The sequence below is a fragment of the Nonomuraea sp. NPDC049309 genome (genome assembly GCF_043196965.1).
In the GTDB taxonomy this organism is placed as follows: domain Bacteria; phylum Actinomycetota; class Actinomycetes; order Streptosporangiales; family Streptosporangiaceae; genus Nonomuraea; species Nonomuraea fastidiosa.
The window spans coordinates 264,144-279,187 of the sequence record NZ_JBICSH010000002.1 but is presented as its reverse complement, the minus strand read 5'-3'; the positions used below and the strand labels follow the sequence as shown (position 1 = coordinate 279,187).

At 64.6% G+C, this 15,044-nt stretch carries 16 protein-coding genes and 1 pseudogene; 4 read left to right on the top strand and 13 right to left on the bottom strand.

Annotation, left to right across the window (positions count from 1 at the left end):
- Positions 1-449 precede the first annotated feature (449 nt).
- The 8 genes from ACGFIM_RS15110 to ACGFIM_RS15075 form a co-directional block, all read right to left on the bottom strand.
- Positions 450-725, bottom strand: a complete 276-nt coding sequence (locus ACGFIM_RS15110) for a hypothetical protein (protein WP_393200312.1) — start codon at positions 723-725, stop codon at positions 450-452.
- A gap of 4 nt (positions 726-729) precedes the next feature.
- Positions 730-1,548, bottom strand: coding sequence for a hypothetical protein (locus tag ACGFIM_RS15105; protein WP_393200310.1), 819 nt, complete (start codon positions 1,546-1,548; stop codon positions 730-732).
- Positions 1,549-1,554: 6 nt separating this feature from the next.
- Complete coding sequence (locus tag ACGFIM_RS15100; protein ID WP_393200308.1) at positions 1,555-1,911, bottom strand: RDD family protein; 357 nt, start codon at positions 1,909-1,911, stop codon at positions 1,555-1,557.
- Positions 1,912-1,996: 85 nt separating this feature from the next.
- Positions 1,997-2,941, bottom strand: a complete 945-nt coding sequence (locus tag ACGFIM_RS15095) for a hypothetical protein (protein WP_393200306.1) — start codon at positions 2,939-2,941, stop codon at positions 1,997-1,999.
- A gap of 247 nt (positions 2,942-3,188) precedes the next feature.
- The gene (locus tag ACGFIM_RS15090; RefSeq protein ID WP_393200304.1) at positions 3,189-4,097 is read right to left on the bottom strand and encodes a phosphotransferase; all 909 of its coding nucleotides are present in this window, start codon (positions 4,095-4,097) and stop codon (positions 3,189-3,191) included.
- A complete protein-coding gene (locus tag ACGFIM_RS15085; RefSeq protein WP_393200302.1) occupies positions 4,094-4,570 on the bottom strand; it encodes a GntR family transcriptional regulator in 477 nt (158 codons plus the stop codon). The genes ACGFIM_RS15090 and ACGFIM_RS15085 overlap by 4 nt, the downstream gene beginning before the upstream one ends.
- A 1,952-nt stretch (positions 4,571-6,522) precedes the next feature.
- Entirely contained in the window at positions 6,523-6,795 is a 273-nt protein-coding gene (locus ACGFIM_RS15080) for a hypothetical protein (protein WP_393200300.1), read from the bottom strand.
- Positions 6,792-7,187, bottom strand: a complete 396-nt coding sequence (locus ACGFIM_RS15075) for a hypothetical protein (protein WP_393200298.1) — start codon at positions 7,185-7,187, stop codon at positions 6,792-6,794. Before ACGFIM_RS15075 ends, ACGFIM_RS15080 begins: the two co-directional genes overlap by 4 nt.
- 212 nt (positions 7,188-7,399) lie before the next feature.
- On the opposite strand from ACGFIM_RS15075, the gene ACGFIM_RS15070 reads away from it, so the two are divergent.
- From ACGFIM_RS15070 to ACGFIM_RS15060, 3 genes are all read left to right on the top strand, one after another.
- Positions 7,400-8,542, top strand: a complete 1,143-nt coding sequence (locus tag ACGFIM_RS15070; RefSeq protein WP_393200296.1) for a hypothetical protein — start codon at positions 7,400-7,402, stop codon at positions 8,540-8,542.
- Positions 8,539-9,171: a 2'-5' RNA ligase family protein gene (locus tag ACGFIM_RS15065; RefSeq protein ID WP_393200294.1), complete on the top strand. Its 633-nt coding sequence runs from the start codon at positions 8,539-8,541 to the stop codon at positions 9,169-9,171. Before ACGFIM_RS15070 ends, ACGFIM_RS15065 begins: the two co-directional genes overlap by 4 nt.
- A gap of 773 nt (positions 9,172-9,944) precedes the next feature.
- A complete protein-coding gene (locus tag ACGFIM_RS15060) occupies positions 9,945-10,244 on the top strand; it encodes a hypothetical protein (protein ID WP_393200292.1) in 300 nt (99 codons plus the stop codon).
- A gap of 108 nt (positions 10,245-10,352) precedes the next feature.
- Here ACGFIM_RS15060 and ACGFIM_RS15055 read toward each other — a convergent pair whose 3' ends face one another.
- From ACGFIM_RS15055 to ACGFIM_RS15040, 4 genes are all read right to left on the bottom strand, one after another.
- Entirely contained in the window at positions 10,353-10,583 is a 231-nt protein-coding gene (locus ACGFIM_RS15055) for a hypothetical protein (protein ID WP_393200290.1), read from the bottom strand.
- A 1,358-nt stretch (positions 10,584-11,941) separates the two neighbouring features.
- Positions 11,942-12,205 (bottom strand): hypothetical protein, encoded by a 264-nt coding sequence (locus ACGFIM_RS15050; protein WP_393200288.1) that lies wholly within the window; start codon positions 12,203-12,205, stop codon positions 11,942-11,944.
- 4 nt (positions 12,206-12,209) lie between these two features.
- Positions 12,210-12,392: a hypothetical protein gene (locus ACGFIM_RS15045; protein ID WP_393200286.1), complete on the bottom strand. Its 183-nt coding sequence runs from the start codon at positions 12,390-12,392 to the stop codon at positions 12,210-12,212.
- 6 nt (positions 12,393-12,398) lie between these two features.
- Complete coding sequence (locus ACGFIM_RS15040; RefSeq protein WP_393200284.1) at positions 12,399-13,253, bottom strand: RDD family protein; 855 nt, start codon at positions 13,251-13,253, stop codon at positions 12,399-12,401.
- A gap of 388 nt (positions 13,254-13,641) precedes the next feature.
- Here ACGFIM_RS15040 and ACGFIM_RS15035 point away from each other — a divergent pair.
- Positions 13,642-13,932, top strand: a pseudogene (locus ACGFIM_RS15035) (alpha/beta fold hydrolase); the annotation flags it as partial.
- A 40-nt stretch (positions 13,933-13,972) separates the two neighbouring features.
- Here ACGFIM_RS15035 and ACGFIM_RS15030 read toward each other — a convergent pair.
- On the bottom strand, positions 13,973-14,992 hold the full coding sequence (locus tag ACGFIM_RS15030) for an aldo/keto reductase (RefSeq protein ID WP_393200282.1): 1,020 nt from the start codon (positions 14,990-14,992) through the stop codon (positions 13,973-13,975).
- Between the last annotated feature and the right edge of the window lie 52 nt (positions 14,993-15,044).

Sequence of the window (15,044 nt, the reverse complement as noted above, 5' to 3'; positions counted from 1 at the left end):
GAGGCCCGTCACCAGCGGAAACGCGGTGACGGGCCTCTCTCGTTCTGTCCGGCCGTCCACGGCTGACACCGGGGAACTACGGTTGATCGTTCCCAATACGTTCCCAAACGATCAAGGTGTGTGGGGTGCCCACAGGGGATTGGCCCGTGACCAGCCTCACGTGCGTGAAAGCACCCCATCAGTGCCCTCTCCAAGATCTGCTGCTTCGGGTCACCCCCCACGTGCGTGGGGAGAACACGCGGATCCGGGCCAGCCAGGGGTAGTCGTCCGGGTCACCCCCACGTGCGTGGGGAGCTCCTTGGCCATGCTAGAGCGAGCGGCCGAGAATGCTGTCTGAACTTCAGCATCGGAGGCCCTCGGCTCTGGGGTGAAGCCGTCGGTTCGAGGGTAAGTGCTCCTGTGCTCCGCAGGAGGCAGCACGCCTGCAACCACAGGCGGATGATCGCTGTTCAGTAGGCGCTTGCGCGTGGGCCGCTCGGGCTGCCCATGAGGTGTTGCTCTTCTTCGCGCTTCACTCTCGCCGTGATCTGCTGTGTCTGGGCTCTGACGTCGTTGAGGGCTGCGCGGATGGCCGCGCGTCGCTGGGCCCATTCTTCGCGGAAGCGGTCGCCGGCGGGGCCGGCCCAGATGCTGGTGTCGCAGGTGGCGTCCACTGCTTGCAGGGTTCGTTCGATGCCGTCGGCGGCTTCGGCGATGAGGCGCATGTCCGCCTGCCATTCGCTCAAGCGGTCAGGCATGGTCGGCTTTCCGGTTTTTCAACATGTCGGCAAGGGAAGCCGAGAGGCCGGTGTGGCTGACTGACCTGGCGGTGATGCCGGTCGGTGCGTGCGGTCTGTCCACGGTCACGGCCCAGACTGCGCGGTCGGTGGCGTACGTGGTCATCATGGGGCCGGGTGGGTCGCTGAGGAGCACGAGTTCGCAGACGATTTGAGCGTTGTCGATCACTGTGGCGAGCGGGCCGACGTGCTCGCGGTCCAGGGCGGTGGGATCCAGGGTGATGATGGGGCCGTTGCGGTCGGCCACGCCGAACGGGTCGAGCAGAGGCTGTATGAGGTTCACTGCGTCTGGCACGTTGTCGGCCAGGGTGAACAGGTGCATGCCGCCCGCCGTGATGCGCTCGATGAGGAGCAGGTTCGGGGCGTGGATGTGGACGTGGGCGTAGGCGGTGCCGGCGGCGCTGTGCTGTTTGACGGCGAGGGCTCGGTCCGCGGTACGGCGCAGGGTGAGTGCGAGGTCGACGTCCACTCTGATGCGCATGTCCACTGCGGCTTCCGGGGCGCCGTGCAGGGTGGCGGCGAGTTCCTCGATGTTGTGGATTTCGATGGTCTCGCGGGCGACGAGGGATCGTAGAGCGGTGGCCATGGCCCATTCGCGCTGCTGGGCGTCCATGGCGGCCAGGTGAGGCTTGGGGATGAGGGTCTCTTCGGGGTCGAGGACGGCGAGCTCTTCGTCGGTCAATCGGATTAGTGATTGTGTGCCGCCGTCGGCCAGGGCCTCGCTGATCTGTGTGCGGAACTGGTCCAGTTCCATGTCGAGGCGTACGTCCACCGTCGATCAGCCTTTCAAGCGTCGGACGTCGACTCGCCGAACGATCCGCAGGCCGGCGATGTCCAGGTGGTCCATGTCGGTGCCGGTGAGCATCATGATGGGGATGCAGGCGATGTAATAGAAGCCCCACAGCCATCGGCGGGTTGCCTGGCCGATGGTCGGCTTTTCCAGATCGCTCGTACGGATGGTTCGCAGGCCGGTCAGCAGCTTGCCGATGCTTCCGCCGAACGCGATCGTCAGGAGCACATGGTTGAAAAAGGACATTGTCAGCAGCGCTGCGATGAAGACCGGCCAGTAGGCGAGGGTCGGGTATAGCGGCTCGCTGGCTTGTATCCCAGCCACCAACGCGAGCAGAGCGTCCACGCTGGGCGGAATGATGCGGCGGTTGCTGCTCGCACGAGGCGGAACTTCAGTTGACGTCACGATGCCTCCGCACCTCAAGAACAGATCACCAGAACTTGATCTTCTCGATGAGACCTTTAACGCCTTGCACGGCCTTTCCTGCGCCCGCCTTGATGGTGTCTCCCCAGTTGTCCCAGGCCCAACTGCCGAGGAAATAGGCGCCGGTTACGCCGAGCGCAACCCATCCGGCCACGGGTACGGCGGCTGCTACCGCTGCCGACGCACCGAGCGCGGTGGCGATCCCGGCGCCACCCATGACCGCGATCGCACCGCCCGCTTGGAGCGCGCCCATGCCGCGGTCCACCCAGCCCTGCGCACCGTCGTGCGTGGGCGCCACCGCTTCTTTGGCACCAGAGATGACGGCCGCCGGGAGGGTGACACGTGCGAGAGTGCCGACCCCCGGAGGATTCTTGAAGAAGCCCGAGCCAGGGAGATTCCAGCGCTTCAAGGCGGCGGACAGCGTCTGCTGCCATTGCCACGGCTGCTTGTAGAGGTCTTGGATTTTCCGCGCCTTGAGCATTTCCGAGATGAGCTCGGAGAGCTTGCGGTTGCCGGGGAGGGCTCCCATGTAGCGGCGGACCTCATAGATGGCACGGGCGCTGGCCACATTTCTGGCTTGAACCCAGCGTTGCTGTAGTTGAACAGCGGCATCCACACCGCTCAGGATCGACATCACCTTGAGCGGCTTGGTCACTGCCTGCACTTCGGCTTTGTGGCGCTCCCAAAATCTCAGGAGCTTGGTCATCGCCGCGTCCGCCCAGTCGCTCTCCGGGTCCTGCTCAAGCTGGCCTGCGCGGCGCCGGATATCTTTTGCCTGGTCTTGCGCCCATGAAGCGTGCGTCGGAAATGAGGCCACCCGGCTGACGTCGCCGTTCCAGCGCTCAAGCAGCCGCCGGATCACCGCGCCCTGGACCATGAGCGCTCCGCCCGCGACCTCGGCAGCGGCTGCCAGGTTCCGGGCTTGATCCGTTTTCATCCCGACGAGACTCATCGGGATGAGGGTATAACTGAGGTTACGAATATGCGGGTAAGGCATATATCGGCGATATGGCAGGAAGTGGATGCGGCGAAGCGGCGCGCATCCGTGCCAGTGTCAGGAGTGCCCCTACCTGGGAAATCGGCACACGGGCAGGCCGGGGCAGGAAAATCCAGTACTGAAGTGGTATGACAATCAACCTTCGCGTCGATCGCTGCGTACACGGTATTCCGGACGCGCCAATCGAGCGCTTATAGGACGTTCAGAAAGCGCGCCAGCGCCGGGGTGCGTCGGGGTTCCGCAGTGAGTGCATGCGGTTGCGGAACTCCTGCGCGATGGCTTCGTTCTCGCTGACCTTCTGCATGAGCCAGGTCGTCATCTTCAGCTCGTTGATGTCCCTGAGCACCGGGTAACCCTCCCAGGCCAGGACGTCGAAGCCGTACCGTTCGGCGAACCGGTCGTAGTCGGCGCGCGTCCCCCAGCCGACGGAGTGTTCGTCAGCGGTGACGGCGAGGTCCGTTTCCGGTGGGCCGAAGGCGAAGCGTTCGAAGTCGATGAGCAGGACCGTGCCGTCGGTGGTCTTGATGAGGTTCTCGTTGTGGGCGTCGCCGTGGACGGCGCAGGGGGTGAGGGGGAAGGTCAGGGCGTCGTACGCACTTTGCAGCTCGTGCCGCCGTGCCAGGAGGAAGTCCCGGTCCTCGTCGGTGAGGTCGGGGGCGGCGTGGATGCGTTCGGAGACGCGGCTGAGGATGTCGAGGGGCGGCAGGCCCAGGTCGGCGGGGACGGTCAGGCTGTGGAGTTCGCGCAGGACGCCGGCCAGGTCGTCGAGAGTGGCGGGCGAGCCGCTGTCAGGGATGAGGTGCCAGAGCGTGACCGGGTGGCCTCTGACGATGAGGGGCTGGTCGTGGGACGTGGTTCTGGCGGCTGGTATGCCGGAGTCGTTGAGCCAGGCCGAGACGGCTACTTCCTTGCGTACGTCGTCCAGTACCTCGACGCTGCGGGCGATCCTCACGACCACGTGCTCGGCGGGGAGGACGTACAGGGCGTTCTCGCCGAGGTGGATCAGGCGGGCGTCCCGGCCGGACAGTCCTGCGGTCGCGCAGGTCTCGTGCAGGGTCGCCAGGGCTTCGGGGGTGGTGAAGGGGATCGGGGGCGTCTGGGATACGGTCACGTGTCACCTTTGGCTTGTGCTTTGACGACGCGGCCCATACCAAGCACGGCCGCGATGAGCCCTTCGCTGGCCAGGAGCTGCAGCGCCTGGCGGGCCGTACCCTTCGACACCCCGAACTCCTCCGCGATGGCCGCTTCACCGGGGAGTTGCCGGCCGGCTGTGAGGTCGCCGCTGTCGATGCGCTTGCGGAGCGTCTCGGCGATCGTTTCGTACTGGGTGGCCGCGGCGCGGACGACCGTCGCCGGGTCGCTGCCCAGGACGCGCCGGCCCCGGCCGGCCTCGCTCGCCACCAGCCCCGAACGTTCCAGCTCGGCCACCGCCTGGCGGACCGTTCCTCGCGCGACGCCGTACGTGCGGGCGAGCGTCGCTTCGGAGGGGAGCATGGCGCCGGCGGGCGGGTCGCCCTGGAGGATGCGGCTGCGGATGTCCTGGGCTATCCGAAGGTAAGTAGGGGCATCCGTCGCCTTGCTCATCGCGCTCCCTCGCCGAGGCACAGTGTCTCTAGGGTAGGGCGGGCACGCGCGGCCGGCTGGGGTTATCGGCCTTGCGTCCCTCTGTTCCCTTCCCGTCATGAGGGTGCCGGACGCGGAGCGGCAGGAGGTTGTCGCCACACGGCGATGAGCTGCGATCTTGCGTCGGGTACGGCCGCGTAATCCGCAGAACCGGGTGGGGTGTGTACGGGCTCGGGGTGGTGGGTGCCCGCGTACGCGCCGGTGGAGATCCGCGCTATGCCGCAGAAGCCCGCGCTTTGCTCGGAGGAACCCAGGCGGCTTGATTACCACTGCGTTCTTCGGAGCAGGCTTCCTACACCCCGGGCGCGCGGGTGGGCTCCGTGACGCCTGCAGTACGTCGGCGCGCTTGCAGAAGGGCCTCGAACGAAGGATGGAAGGAGTGAGCGTGGCTGCAAGTAATGGAGGGCGAGCGTCGCTGAGCAAAGTGCAGGGAGACGGTTCACTTGGCGAAGCGCTCAGCAGTAACAACGCCTAAGTGAATCTGGCAGGGGGTGAAATTTTGCACTGCAGGTGCAGAAATTTACGCTGGCGGTGGAGATCTAACGCGAAAGTGGCTTCGCGCTCTCCGCCTGCAGTTTAGATTTTATGGGACAGGGTCTCCTGCCCGCCCCCAGCAGGTTGGCAGTACGGCAGGAGACCCTTCCCCTATCCTCTGTCGGAGGTGAAAACCATCCAAATCACCCAGAGAATAAGCTGGGCGACTTTAAGGGCTAGATGACCCTTGCGGTCGTGCTTATTCTTCTTCCGACTTTGGCGTCTGCGGTTCAAGCAGCAGCTCCCTTCTCCGCCGGTTTCATGATCGCCCGACGGATCCGCCCGGACGTTCCGGGGAGAAGTAGGGCTTTTGCAACAATCGCTTCAGCCGTGAACCACAGTAGAAGCCTTATCGCGTCTAGCACAAGCCAGTCGAATCGGGGGAGAGTGAGATATTACCTACTGGGTGGTGTTAGAACACACCTAAGGGATTAGTGGCTTTCATCTGGCAGCATGATCATGTCGTCATATGTATGACCTGATCTCTTGGTGTCGCCATACTTGTGGTTATGTCTGTAGCGAGTTCTGGGCCGAGGAGGCCCGCATGCGCCTATGAACTGAGTACGCGCGTGCGTGGATTGTACGATTTAATGCCGCCGCGACACGGGTACGAGGACCTGGACAGCATGTCCGTCGGTATCACTTACATCCTCAACGAGATATCTCTCTGCCGTAGGGTCAGCGATGGGCGGGCGGATGTATATCACGCAACACCAAGTGTCGAAGCATTGCTAGGCATCTTGTCTCTCGTCCGGGAACTGCGGTCGAGTCTCGATCGGGTAGAGGCGGAGGCGATCGCGGAAGCCCGCAAGCTCAACGCTCGTTGGTCGGACTTAGCCGGTCCCCTGGGGGTCAGGAGCCGCGCGGCGGCGGAACGGCGTGCCAGCAGGATCCGTGATCGCGTAGCCGATGCAAAGGATGGGTTGTCGGCTCTGCTGTACCAAAGTGAGACGGGCAAGAGCGCCTGAACCGTGCACTCACCTCGGGCTTGACAGCTCATCGCTCACGCCTCTCGCTGAGTTGTCTCGTGCCGAAGCGGCCCTATACCATCCGGGACAAGGATGGCTACGGCGGCGTCTCACGTGACAGGCTTCCGTGGCAATGTCCTCCTACGCTGCTTGGGATGAGTGGCTACCTGGGTGAGGGCCTCTTGTTGATGCTCCTCGTTATGCAGAGCCAGCAGCGCCTGCCACACCTGCCGTGCAGGGGCGTACAAGCCTCTTGCGGTTTCCTCATATTGATCGGTGGAGGTGCGCCGGAGGATGAGGAACTCCCCGCCTTGGCAGGCCCACTCGTAGGCGCCGCAACATGATGTCTCTGTGATTCGGAGACGGTCCTTCGGAGGGCGCAGGTACGGCTCCCACACGTGTTCGGGGTGGTCAGGAAGCCGGGCCATTCTCCCGTTCCTCCGCGCCATACCTCTTGAGGTACCAGTAGACCTTGCGCCGGCTCCGCTGCCAGGTGCACTTGTAGGCGAGCTGCAACGGAGAGTCGGCGACCAGCTCCGGCAGGACGCCATAAGCGAGTTCACCGGCCGTCAGCTTGGGCAGCGGTCTCGCGCGCCAGAGACCAGCGGTGTCACGCCAGACGTAGAAGCGTCTGAACGCCCCGCTCAGATCAAGGTCGTTTGCCTGCCGCTGCGTCGAGGTCATGCCCGCAGCTCCTGCGTTGGCTGAGCCAGACAGGCCCTTCGGGCCAGGTCCGAGTTCTCGACGTCGCAGATGAGAGCTGACCGCCAAGCCAGGGCGGTTGCAAGCGCGATGGGGTCCTCACATCGGACTTTGCGTACGACCCCCGCGGCCACCAGCTCGACGGTCAGAGACTGCTTTGGAACGGCGGTCCACCACAACTTCCCCGTCCAGTCGTGTTCCTGGGCGATATCCCAAGCCGGATAGGTGCCGCGCAGCACGGCAAGCTGGCGCTCCCGCAAGTTCTCCGCGAGCGCTACAGGGGTGTTTCGGCCGGTGCTCCGAGCCATGACAGCCAGGAACCTTTCGAGCCCGGGTTCAGCGCTGGAGTTCAGGTCATTCGCGTCCCAGTACACGAAACAATCACAACGCTGAGTAATAGAGCGTAGACAGATGCGGTTGGGGGACACTGGGGGCGGCGACCGTGTCCCCCTACTCGGTGGTGAGGTGTGACGCCATGCTGGAACCGCCCAAGACGCCTCGGTGGGCCGAACGCATACGGGATGAGCGACGTCGGCGCGGCTGGTCTCAGAAGCAACTGGCCAGGCACCTGTTCCAGGCTGCTGGCGTGGAGATCACCTTGCCGGAGTTCGAGTCGGTGGTCCGAAGGATCAAAGATCACGAAGCGGGCAAGAGCCGTCCGAAAGACCCTTACCCCTTGCTGTACTGCCGGGTATTCGGCATGGACGAGGCCGATTTCTTCGGCCGTGGGGGTGGGGTTGTGACGGCGTCGATAAGCGACGACCTGCTTGATCACACCTTCTGGATCGAGCAGACCAACGTTGGCGACACCACCATCGCCATGATCGAGGAATGCCGCTACAGCCTGGTTGAGCGCCACACGCAGACCCCGCCAGCCCCCATGCTCGCCGGCGTCCTGCGCTTGCACCGACGAGTTGTGGGGCTTCTGCGTGGCGGAAAACAGCGGCTCCACCAGACACGCGAGCTGTTCCGGATCGACGCCGAACTACTCGCACACGCCTGCATCTTGCTGGGCGACCTGTACGACGACGAATCGGCCATCGTCTACGCCAGGGCGGCTCTGCTGTCCGCTCAAGAAGCAGGTGTGAGCGAGGCAGCGGCGTTGAGCGCTCAGGCAAAGACCGAGCGCTGGCGAGGCCGCTACGCGATCTCCGCTGATGCGGCCAGACGCGGCTACGAATGCAGCCCGGCCACACCTCTACGAGTGCTCCTGGCTAGCCAGGAAGCGAACGCCGCAAGCCTGCTCGGCGATTTCCCACGAGCCAGGGAAGCTCTTGCTCGTGCGAGCGAAGCAGCCGACTCCGTAGCTGGCGATTCTGGCCTGACACCCTGGTCATGCCCGCCGTCGAGGCAGGCGCTGTATGCCCTGTCCGTGGCTCTCCAGGCTAAGGACCATGCCGCGGCACTGCGGGCCGCAGCGGCAGCCGATGCTGCGTGGGCCGCCGGCGCGCCTTGGGTGGCTGGCACCTGGGCGCAGGTCCGCTTCGGCGCCGGCATCGCATGCGTGATGATGGACGACCTGGACGGCGCCCTGGAGCAGGTGACGCCCGCCCTATCCCTGCCACCGGAGCACCGGCTGTCCACGATCACCAACTACCTGGTGCGGATGGATGCGCAGCTCGCCGCCCCACGCTTTCGTGGCTCGGATATGGTGACCACGCTGCGCGAGCAGATCAAGATATTCAACTCTGCTCGGGCTCTGCCCGCCCTTGTAGAGGAGGATGCGTGAGCCCTCTACCGACGCGGATGGTGAACCGCTGGGAGAACCGACGAGCGCTAATGCTGCCGCCAGGGCAGGGCAGGATCTACTGGCACGTCCTCTTAGGAGAGGACAACGAAGCGCGGGCCATCGTGCAGGAGGCTCACGACCGGCTGGCCGGCCTGCCCGGCCTCGACCTCGTGCCGCAGAAGTACATCCACCTCACTACGTTAGTCGCCGGCTACTCGCATGAGATCACCGATCACCAAGTGGACGTCATGGCGGAGGCGGCAGCCGCACTACTCGGACAGGTTCCGCCCATCACGGTCACGCTAGGACGGGTGCTCTACCACCCCGAGGCGATCGTCCTTGAGGCTCGGCCGGCGGATCGTCTACTGCCCCTGCTAGAAGCGGCCAAGTCCGCGACACTCGCCGCCACCGGCAGTGAGGGTGCTCTCGCTCATACAGCTTGGATGCCTCATGTCACCGTGGCCTACAGCAGTGCTGAGGGACCGGCGGAGCCCATCATCAGGGCGTTAGGTAAGCGACTTCCTGATCGGGACATCATCATTCGCAGCATCCACATCGTCAATCAGGACGGCCCGGAGACCGTTTGGGACTGGCGTTCACTGGCCCAAGTACAGCTTGGGCGTTCCTGACCAACCGCTCCGTGTTGATCGGCGTGTGGCGATTTTGCGGATACCGCGGCAATCTGCTGATCGGGCGCAGCTTCGGTCTTTGCCAGTGCCGGCAAGCTGTGACCTGTACGGACGCCTCGTAAGGTCCATTCTGCGGATTGTGCGGATCGAGGTTGCGGTCACCGACTGAAGAGGGCCCTGCAGACGCGCGCCTTGACCGCCTTCAGTTTGGCGCACAGGCGGGGATGTCCCGCGTGGAGCCGGGTCTTTTCATGTGCCTTCGCCTGTGCGGTCGTGCGGGGCTTATCGACCCTTCTGGAGCTCAACGGCACGTTCTTATCTTGTGGGACTCGCAAGGTGGGTGCAGTCGCGGGCTGCGAGGGAGGAGCGGGCGATGGAGGCGTCACGGCGACATGGACGGCCACCGGGGGCAGAGCGGTCTGCGGCTCCTGCCTGTCCTGACCGAGGAGGAAGCCGCACGCGGCGCTGACGGCGAGTGCAAGGGCAACCCAAACCGGGCCGTACCCGTGTCTCGGGTCGGATGGTGACCGGCGCAGGAATGCGGATGGTGGAAGGTCGTGCATGGTCGCCCCCAGAGTCGCCGAAGTGCTTGCCCGACGCCTGGGTCCGACTACGCCCGTACGGCACTCGTTGCCGCCTTGACTGAGGCATGGCCGAGAGATTCTCGGTGATTGAGCTGGTCACTCTTCGGACAGGTCTCGGCCGTCCGCCGACAGCGTAATTCGGGGACGCTCTTCCCTCGGCTACCTTGATCGTTAAATCGTCGATATTCGATGAATGACGATAAGGGTCCTCTTCCGCGTGCGGAGGCCAAGGAGTACGCAAGTGAGTTCAAGGCGCTGGCCGACGCGACGCGGATCCAGATCGTGTCGGCCTCCGGGGTGGGGCAGTCTACGGTGTCGCATCACCGGAAGATTCTGTCCGAGGTGCGGATCGTGCTGGTGGAGCGCCGGAGCGGATCCGGTCGGGCTGGCGGTCGGGCGCATCTGACCGCGACCGCAGAGAAAGAGACGATGACCTTCCTCGCGGCCGGATGCCCGAACGACCCGATCATGATTTACCCGCTGCCGTAGGCGCTCGGCCGGCCGGCGTCGGGGGACGGACTCGGTGGCCAAAGCGGATCGCCGGCGGGCCGCCCCTGAGGGACGACCCGCCGGCGGCACCGACGGGGATACTCCAGGTCACACCCTGAAGTTCTTCAGGATGAGCCCAAGCACCGCCGGATCAACGCCCTGCTTGGCTAGCTCCACGGCCGCCCAGATCGAGACGATCAAGACGGCACACTTTGCGAGAGTGCGAAGAGCGTTCTGCGAGATGCGAAGCCCGCCATCGTCAGGAGACTCCGGCGTCGGGCCCGTGGCGTTGGGCTTGTTCTGGTCCGGGGACGGATCAGACGGCGTTCGTTTGAACACCTGACCTCCTCTGCAGTTGACGATCAGCCGAACAACAGAGGTGCAGGTCATAGATGCGTGATGTGTATTGCGTACCGCATCACGCCCGCTTGCTGTATGGTGAGTTATGCAGTTGCTGTAGCACCTACAGAGCGGGCCACCTGTAGTGGTTCGGCTGTTGGGCATGACCAAGCCCTTGCCCATGCACTGTCACTGCATGGCCGGGGCTTTGTCATTCCTACGATAGTACGGTGAGCCGACACCTCGGTGGCATTTGCCGTCGTTGTCGGAGCTTCAGTGTGTGTTTTGCAGTCGCCCCGCTGGTCGCTCTGTAGTCGATCTGCTGGTTTGCCTATCCAGATGGGCCTTAAGCGACTGATTGTCAGACAGCATGTTATACCAAGGGGACCATGCGCGCGGCTGACGGGTTAGCCTGACGACGGGCCTACGCCAGGGCCGGGCCGCGACTTCCATGTATCGCCACCAGTAGAGTGGGCACCTCGGCGCACGACTTAGCGAAGCTCGTCCGCCGACTACGCTGGCACCCGGGCTACCGCCTCGAGTGGTTGCCGTCAACGCCTCACTCCGGGTCCGCGACCGGGCGCCCGTACCTCGCCGCTGCCTTAGACTCACGGCCCGTGAGCGCAACCCTGGCCGGCGACCGCACCATAGCCGCCCCCACCAGGTCCAGCGCAGCGACCAGATAGCAGGCGTCCTTCCCATGGTCGTCAACTTGCAGCGGCTGTTCCTTCGTCTCCTTGCCGTGGCCGCACTCGCCGGCGGCCGGAGCTAAACGGCAGGGCTGGGGTCTCCGAGCTGTGGCCCTCCCGAAGCTTGCGGTAATGGACTGCTCTGAGGCCGTAGTGCCTCCCGAGAGGATCGAAGTCAGCTCGGTCTGTCAAAAGATCACGGCCAATGCGCGGCTAAGTCGGGGTGGTCGTCAGTGCAAGCCCAGGTCAACACATGATCGCAGAGGGACTGTAAAACCGTCGGCTCAGCCTACGCAAGTTCGAACCTTGCACCTGCCACACCAGCGGGAAGAGGCCCGTCACCAGCGGAAACGCGGTGACGGGCCTCTCTCATTGTGTCCGGCCGTCCACGGCTGCGGCTGATCAGGTATGCCATCGGCCTGAGGTCAAGAAGGTGCTTGGAGAGCAGGAGGCCAAGCTGGAAGCGCTCGTCAGCGTGGTTGCCTATGTCGGGTATTGAGCGCTGAGCTGTGCGGACTCGACCTCCGTAGCTCAGAATGCACCCTGATCTTCGTGTCGGAGGCCGTCGACTCTGGGGTGAGGCCGTCGGTTCGAGGGTGGTGCTCGCCGTAATCAGCTGCGGAGGCGGCGTGCGTGTGACCGCGGGTGAGAAGGCTGGATGATCGCTGTTCAGTACGTGCTTGCGTGTGGGCCGCTCGGGCCGCCCGTGAGGCGTTGCTCTTCTTCGCGCTTCACTCTTGCCGTGATCTGCTGTGGCTGGGGTCTGACGTCGTTGAGGGCTGCGCGTCGCTGGGCCCATTGTTCTCGGAAGCGGTCGCCGGCGGGGCCGGCCCAGATGTTGCTGTGGCAGGTGGCGTCTACTGCTTGCAGGGTTCGTTCGATGCCGTCGGTGGCCTTGGTGATGAGGCGCATGTCCGCCTGCCATTCGCTCAAGCGGTCAGGCATGGTCGGCTTTCCGGTCTTTGAGCATGTCGGCGAGGGAGGCCGAGAGGCCGGTGTGGCTGACTGACCTGGCGGTGATGCCGGTTGGTGCGTGCAGTGATGGTGTGCCGGTGTCGGTCAGGTCCTCGCTGATCTGTGTGCGGAACTGGTCCAGTTCCATGTCGAGGCGTACGTCCACCGTCGATCAGCCTTTCAAGCGGCGGACGTCGACTCGCCGAACGATCCGCAGGCCGGCGATGTCATGGTGGTCCATGTCGGTGCCGGTGAGGATCATGATGGGGATGTACGAGATGTAAAAGAAGCCCCACAGCCATCGGCGGGTCGCCTGGCCGAGGGTCGGCTTTTCCAGGTCGCTTATACGGATGGTTCGCAGGCCGGTCAGCAGCTTGCCGATGCTTCCGCCGAATGCGATCGTCAGGAGCACGTGGTTGAAGAAGGACATCACGAGCAGTGCTGCGATGAAGATCGGCCAGTAGACGAGGGTTTCCCTGTATGGGCCGGCCGTGATGATACCGGTCAGCAACGCGAGCAGAGCGTCCACGCTGGGTGGAATGATGCGGCGGTTGCTGCTCGCACGAGGCGGAACTTCAGTTGTCGTCACGATGCCTCCGCACTTCGAAAGGGGATCGCCAAAACTCGATCTTCTCGATGAGGTCGTCAACGCCTTGCAGGTCTTTCCTGCGCCCGCCTTGATGGTGTCTCCCAGGTTGTCCCAGGCCCGACTGCCGAGCAGATTGGTGCAGGAGATGACGGCCGCCGGGAGGGCGGCACATGCGACCCCTTGAGGATTCTTGAAGAAGCCCGAGCCAGGGATGGTCCGACGCCCCAGCGTGGCGGACGGTGTTTGCTGCCATTGCCGCGGCTGCTTGTAGAGGTCTTGGATTTTCCGCGCCTTGAGCATTTCTGCGATGAGCTGCCTGCACTTCGGCTTTGTGGCGCTCCCAAAATCTCCGCCCTGGATCATGAGCGCTCCGCCCGGGACCTCGGCAGCGGCTGTCAGGCTCCGGGCTTGATTCGTTTTCGTCGCGACGGGATTCATCGGAATGAAGGTATAACTGAGGTCGCGAATATGTGAGTAAGGTATGTATCGGCGATATGGACGAACGTTGATATGGCGAATCGTCGCGTGGCTTCGGCGTCGCGGTGAGTGTCCTGACCTGGAGGTCCGGCGGATGGGTGGGTGGCGGTAGAGATCATCAGTGCTTAAGTGGTATGGAATTCAACCTTCGCGTCGATTGCTGCGTACGCGGTATTCCGGGTGCGTCGATCGAGCATTTATAGGACGTACAGAAAGTGCGCCCAGTGCCGGGGTGCTTCAGGGTGCCGCAGTGAGTGCATGCGGTTGCGGATTTCCTGCGCGATGGCTTGGTTCTCGCTGATGTTCTGCATGAGCCAGGTCGTCATCTGCAGTTACGCACGGCGGCTCCGACCGGCTCGACCCGAACGGCTACTCCAACGCCCGGGTCGGTGCGCTACTGGCCGCGTTCATGGAGCAGGCGGTCGGCCGACCCGCGATCGTCTCCGGGCACTCCTCCGGCGGGCTGCTCGCTCTGTGGATCGCCGCCGAGCGCCGGGACCTCGTCTCCGGACTCCTTCTGGAGGACCCTCCGCTGTTCTCCTCCGAGCTGCCTCGTCTGCCGCGTACCGCTGGAGGTCAGCTGACGACGCCCGCCGATCAGTACGTCGAGGCGGGCAAGCCAGGGAATGACTTCCTGGAGTACGGCAGGTACTTCGTGCCGCCAGGGCAGGACCTCGAACTCAGGCCGCCGACCGGTGCCCGGCGGGGCGGCGGCGGAGGGTGGGGTCGAGGAGCGCCGGGGGCTTGTACTCCTGGTCGAGCGCGGTCACGTCGGTGCCCGGCGGGACGATCTTGTCGATCCGGTCGAGGAGGTCGTCGGACAGCTCGACGTCGGCCCCGGCCAGCAGGTCGTCGAGGTGTTCCATGGTGCGCGGGCCGAGGAGCGCGGCGGTGACACCCGTGTGGGCGATGGTGAACGCCATGGCCAGGTGGGTCATGGGCAGGCCGGCCTCCTGGGCGAGCGGGATGAGCTGTTCGACGACCTCGATGCGGCGTTCGTCGGACAGGTGGCGGGAGAACCGGACGCGTTTGAGGTCGTTCTCGCCGCCCTTGCGCACCCGGCCGGTCAGCAGGCCCTGGCCGAACGGGCCCCACACCATGACGCCCATGCCGTACTGCTGCGCGAGCGGCAGGACCTCGCGTTCGATGCCGCGGTTGAGGATCGAGTACGGCGGCTGCTCGGTGCGGAAACGCTGCAGCCCGGCGCGTTCGGCGGTCCACTGGGCCTGGACGATCATCGAGGCGGGCGTCGTCGAGGAGCCGATCACGCGTACCTTGCCCGCCCTGACGAGGTCGGTCAGAACGGACAGCGTCTCCTCCAGGTCGGTGTCCGGGTCGGGCCGCTGGAGCTGGTAGATGTCGATGTGGTCGGTGCCGAGGCGGCGCAGGGAGTTCTCGACGGCGGTGGTGATCCAGCGGCGGGAGGCGCCCTGCTGGTTCGGGCCCTCGCCCATGGGCATGCCGACCTTGGTGGCCAGGACCACCTGATCGCGGCGGCCCTTGAGGGCCTTGCCGACGATGTCCTCGGAGTCGGCGTAGCGGTCGGCGGTGTCGATGAGGTTGATCCCGGCGTCGATCGCCTTGTGGATGATCCGGACCGACTCGTCCGGGTCGTTGCCCATCTGGCTGGCGAACATCAGCGTGCCCAGCCCGTACGGACTGACCTTGATCCCGGTACGCCCGAGATTGCGATATTTCATGAACGTGCTCCTTCGGTCCCGAAGGTCCCGACCGGCGAGCGGTCCCCGCCGG